Consider the following 4903-nt stretch of genomic DNA (forward strand, 5'->3'; position numbering starts at 1 on the left):
TAACACTCCAGCGCTTCGCGCCAATGCGGAAGCCGGATTCCCAGAGCTGCCGCGCGGGTGTTGGCGAGTACGGAATACAAAGGGCGCCGCATGGATCCCGTCAAACCTTTTCTGTCCACCGGGATGACCTCGGTGCTCGCGCCGCTGATCTCGTAGATCGCGCGCGTAAACTCGTACCAGGTACACTCGCCCTCGTTTACAAGGTGGTAAATTCCCTGTCCAGCACCCGGAATTTCTAGCAGAGAGTAAACGGCCCGGCTCAGATCCTCGGTGGACGTCGGCGAGACCGTTTGGTCACTACCCATCTCCAGGGTAGGGGTCCGCCGGGCGTCATCCATGCGTTTGTCGACGAAGTTCCCGCCCTTCTGGGCAGCGCCGGAGCGGCCGTAAAGGCCGCAGGTCCTGACAATCAGGCAGCGCTCGGGTGCCGTCGCCATTGCCGCGAGCTCACCCGCCAGCCGACTGATGCCGTACATCTGGATCGGCGCCGGACAATCGGTCTCCCGGTAGGGCTCGCGGCGGCGCCCGTCGAACACGTAATCGGTGCTGAAGGTGACCAGTCTCGCGTCGACCTCGCGGCTGCAGCTCGCCAGCTCCCGAACCGCCACGCAGTTGATTCGAAGCGCTTGCTCCGGCTCGTCCTCGCACAGTGGCACGTTGTGAAAGGCGGCACAGTTGATGACGATGTTCGGACGCTGGACGCGGATGACCGACCTTATCTGATCGGGGTTCGCAAGATCCAGCTCGCGCCGATCGGGAGCGACGATGTCGTGTCCCGGATTGTTACGTATCAGATCGGCTCCCAGTTGCCCGGTTGCGCCGACGAGCAGAATCTTCATGGGAGCAGCGGGTAGGAGCGGTCCTTGTCCGAGACGATGGGATCAGGAAGCGGCCAGGAAATTCCGAAGCGCGGGTCATCCCAGCGTACGCCGCGCGCGCACTCAGGATAGTAGAACTCAGACATTTGGTAGAAGACTTCCGTGTCGTTTGTCAGCGTCTGAAAGCCGTGGGCGAGTCCCGGGGGGATGAAAAGCATCCGTCGATTCGCTGCGGAAAGCTCGACACCGAACCATTGATTGAGGGTGGAAGAGTCCTGACGCAGATCGACGACGACGTCGAAGATTGCGCCAAAGGTGCAACGCACTAGCTTGGCTTCGGCGTGGGGTTCTACCGAATAGTGCATACCGCGCAACGTGCCCTTGCGGCGATTGTAGGAAACGTTGCATTGGACAACGCGGGGCGCTAGGCCGTGCTGAGCGAACTCCCGTTCACAGAACGAGCGGGCGAAGAACCCCCGCTCGTCCTCGATCGGTTCCATTTCCACCACGAACGCCCCGCGGAGCGGGATTGAGGCAAACTTCATTCGAGCACTTCGACTCGGGGAACGGGTACCACGAACCGCCCGCCCCATTCCCGTATGGAAGCCATCTGCTCGACGATCTCCTTGCGAATATTCCAGGGGAGAATCAGCACATAGTCCGGCCGTGTTTCGCCGATACGCTCCGGGGCGACGATCGGAATGTGCGAGCCTGGCAGAAACCGGCCTTGCTTATGGGGGTTGCGATCAACGACGTAATCGAGGAAGTCGCTCCGAATGCCGCAGTAGTTGAGCAGTGTGTTGCCTTTCGCCGCAGCGCCGTATCCGACGACGGACTTTCCTTCCCGCTTCACTCGAATCAAAAACTCCAGGAGCGCCCGCTTCGTTTCCTTAACCTGCTCTGCAAACGACCGATAGGCGTCGAGCCGGTCCAGTCCCGCCCTCTTTTCGGCATCCAGCAGCGTCGAGATCCGGCTGGAAACAGGCTTCGAGCTGTCGTCAGCGTGCTTGGCGTAGATGCGCAGCGATCCCCCATGGGTCGGGATCTCGTCGACGTCGAACAGAATCAGACCATGGCGCTCGAAAACCGCATTGACGCTAATGTAGGAAAAGTACGAAAAGTGTTCGTGGTAAATGGTGTCGAACTGGTTCTCGGCCATCAGGCTGAGCAGATGGGGAAACTCCATCGTGATGACGCCGGCGGGCTTCAGCAGCAGTTTCATGCCGGCGACGAAGTCGTTGAGGGCGGGGACGTGCGCAAGAACGTTGTTGCCCAGTAGCAGGTCAGCCTTGACGCTCTTTTCCACGAGGGCCGCGGCGGTTGCCCTGCCGAAAAACCTAACCAGCGTGGGGATGCCCTTTTCCTCGGCGACATTGGCGACGTTCGCAGCCGGCTCGATGCCGAGGACGGGGATGCCCGCCGCCTTGAAGTACTGCAAGAGGTAACCATCATTGCTGGCGATCTCGATGACCTGGCTTCTGGAGTTCAATCCGAACCGCGCTCGCATGAGTTCGGTATAGGCCTTGCAATGCGCCAGCCAGCTTTCGGAGTAAGAGGAGAAGTACGCATAGTCGCTGAAAATCTCCTCCGGCGCCTGAAACTGCTCCAGCTGCACCAGCAGACACTTTTTGCAGACGTAAGCGTGCAACGGAAAGAACGCCTCAGCCTTGTCCAGGCGATCCGCTGTGAGGTAGGCGTTCGACGGCGGTGACATGCCGAGGTCGCAGAACGACTCGGTCAACTTGTCTCCGCAGGATCGGCAAGCGCTATTGGTCATTGTGAGTCAGGTCTTCGTATTGGCGAATCTGCTTGAGAGTTTCTGCCCGCATGTTGCGCGCTGCCGCGTGCGCCTTGTACCAGTTGACGGTCCAGGCAAGGGCTTCGGCAAGGTTCAGGCGGGGCTGCCATCCGAGACCCGCTCTTGCCTTTGAGGAATCCAACTTCAGCAAGTGGGCCTCGTGTACCTGGTGACCCTCGTCGAGTTCCCAGCTTGCCCCATCCCCCCAGAGATCCACGATCGTGCGCGTAACCCACTCGACCGGCTGGGTGTCGCTGTCCCAGGGACCGAAGTTCCAGCCTCCCGACGCGCTCCGCGGATCGACGGCCAGCTTCTCAGCAAGGATCAGGTAACCCCAAAGCGGCTCGAGCACATGCTGCCAAGGACGAACTGCCCTTGGGTTTCGGATACGAACGGGCTTGCGTTGGGCAGCCGAGCGGACGATGTCCGGGACCAGGCGGTCCACGGCCCAGTCCCCGCCGCCGATCACGTTTCCCGCGCGGGCCGACCCGATCCCGACACGCTCACCGCCGTCCTGGCCAAGAAAGAACGACCGCCGGTACGCCGTCGTAGCGAGCTCCGCGCATCCCTTGCTGGCCGAATAGGGGTCGTAGCCGCCCATCGCCTCGTTCTCACGGTACGGCCACACCCACTCGCGGTTCTCGTAGCACTTGTCGCTGGTGACCACTACGATGGACTTCACCGACCGGCAGGCGCGCGCTGCCTCGAGCAGGTGGACCGTGCCAAGGACGTTAGTCATGAATGTCTCGACCGGGCTGTCGTAGGAGGCGCGTACCAGCGGCTGCGCAGCCAGGTGAAAGATCACTTCCGGATCGGCATCAGCTATTGCGCTGACTAGCCGGGCCGAGTCGCGAATGTCGGCAATGATTGAGCGGATTCCAGACCCGACCTGAGCCAACTCGAAGAGGCTCGGGTTTGTCGGCGGATCGAGGGAATAGCCAGTTACGCGGGCACCAAGGGCTTCAAGCCAAAGCGAGAGCCAGCCGCCCTTGAATCCGGTATGGCCCGTGACGAAGACTTGCCGGTCTCGCCAGAACGCGGCGGGCATTACCAAACTTTCCAGGGAGCCTTACCGGACGACCAGAGCTCCTCAAGGTGATTCTTATCGCGCAGGGTGTCCATTGGTTGCCAGAACCCACGATGGAGATAGGCGGTGAGCTGGCCGTCCTTCGCAAGTTGCTCCATCGGTTCCCGTTCCCACACCGTGTCGTCACCGTCGATCAGTTCGATGACCTTTGGGGATAGAACAAAGAATCCGCCATTGATCCAGCCGCCGTCCCCTTCGGGCTTTTCACGGAAGCTGCTGACCCGCTCGTTCTCCAGATGCAGCGCACCGAACCGGCCCGGTGGTTGAACCGCTGTCAAGGTCGCGAGCGCTCCTTGGTTAAGGTGATGGCGAATGACGGCAGTAATGTCGACGTCGCTTACTCCGTCGCCGTACGTAAAGCAGAACGGCTCATCCTTTGACAAATACTCTCGCACGCGTCCCAAACGTCCGCCGGTCATGGTTTCCTCGCCCGTGTCGACCAACGTTACGCGCCATGGCTCGACGTTGTTCTGATGGACGTCCATCCTATTTTTGGTCATATCGAAAGTGACGTCCGACATGTGCAAGAAGTAATTAGCGAAGTATTCCTTGATCACGTATCCCTTATAGCCGCAACAAACGACGAAATCATGGATTCCATGCGCGGAGTACATCTTCATGATGTGCCAAAGGATCGGTTTGCCGCCGATCTCGATCATAGGCTTCGGCTTGAGGTGCGACTCTTCGCTAATTCGAGTTCCTAATCCACCAGCAAGAATGACAACTTTCATTGGATTGAGCACTTAATTCAGGTTACGCGCAGGTGGCCACAACCTGTTCCGAAAATAAAAGGGCGAGATTATGTCGGAAATGGCCGCCGGGGTCACGCAGCGGGTCGCCTTTGCCCCATTTGAAGGGGAAGACAGCACGACTTCGGCCCACAGCCTGATCAAGATTCCGTTGGCAGTTACGATGACGCTATTCAGCATCCCAATGACGTCACTGCTCCTGCCCCTGGGTCGCGCTCTTCAGAACGCTGCGTGATTCCCATTGGATTTGCAAACTTCCGGTTTTTCTATGTTTAGTATATTGGAAACAGACAGTTAACGTGTTAGAGTTTTAGCATCCTCCGATTCGCCTTCTCTGGCGCTCTGCGCTTTCCGTTCCAAAGCATTCTGCCTACCCGGACACTCTTATGTTCTCTATTGTAATTCCCACCCATAATCGCCTTGCCCTGCTTCGGGACGCCATTGACTCGGT

At 59.3% G+C, this 4903-nt stretch carries 5 protein-coding genes; all 5 read right to left on the reverse strand.

Annotated features, from left to right (window positions below; all coding sequences use genetic code 11):
* A partial coding sequence (rfbD, locus tag ABJK70_RS20115) for a dTDP-4-dehydrorhamnose reductase (RefSeq protein ID WP_347258887.1) occupies window positions 1-839 on the reverse strand: 839 nt, incomplete at its 3' end.
* Window positions 836-1363: a dTDP-4-dehydrorhamnose 3,5-epimerase gene (gene rfbC / locus ABJK70_RS20120; protein ID WP_347258888.1), complete on the reverse strand. Its 528-nt coding sequence runs from the start codon at window positions 1361-1363 to the stop codon at window positions 836-838. The genes rfbC and rfbD, both read right to left, overlap by 4 nt.
* Entirely contained in the window at window positions 1360-2595 is a 1236-nt protein-coding gene (locus tag ABJK70_RS20125) for a class I SAM-dependent methyltransferase (protein WP_347258889.1), read from the reverse strand. The genes rfbC and ABJK70_RS20125 overlap by 4 nt, the downstream gene beginning before the upstream one ends.
* The gene (gene rfbG, locus ABJK70_RS20130) at window positions 2585-3664 is read right to left on the reverse strand and encodes a CDP-glucose 4,6-dehydratase (protein ID WP_347258890.1); all 1080 of its coding nucleotides are present in this window, start codon (window positions 3662-3664) and stop codon (window positions 2585-2587) included. Before rfbG ends, ABJK70_RS20125 begins: the two co-directional genes overlap by 11 nt.
* Window positions 3664-4434 (reverse strand): glucose-1-phosphate cytidylyltransferase, encoded by a 771-nt coding sequence (gene rfbF / locus ABJK70_RS20135; protein ID WP_347258891.1) that lies wholly within the window; start codon window positions 4432-4434, stop codon window positions 3664-3666. The genes rfbG and rfbF overlap by 1 nt, the downstream gene beginning before the upstream one ends.
* Between the last annotated feature and the right edge of the window lie 469 nt (window positions 4435-4903).

Origin of the sequence: Methylocaldum sp. (assembly GCF_039794385.1) — a bacterium.
GTDB lineage: Bacteria > Pseudomonadota > Gammaproteobacteria > Methylococcales > Methylococcaceae > Methylocaldum.